Here is a 226-nt window from a genome sequence, read left to right as displayed (position 1 = left end):
GGTAGAAGCAAAAGCAGGGCAGAAGCACAGCAACACAGCATCCATCTGATGCAATGAGATCCAAATGTGGGAGCGAGCAAGCCCGTTCCCACATTTGATTGAAGTCAGCTTCCAAAATCAGGTCGGCTGTCAGGCCGCCTCGGCTTGGCTTTTGATCTAACCACTCAGGTCGGCTATTAGGCCGCCGTGCTGTAGATTTTGATCATGATTTTGATCTTAGGCGCCC

The sequence above is a fragment of the Pseudomonas sp. D2002 genome, assembly GCF_013385735.1.
Taxonomy (GTDB): Bacteria; Pseudomonadota; Gammaproteobacteria; order Pseudomonadales; family Pseudomonadaceae; genus Aquipseudomonas.
Note: the sequence above shows the minus strand (reverse complement) of the source record.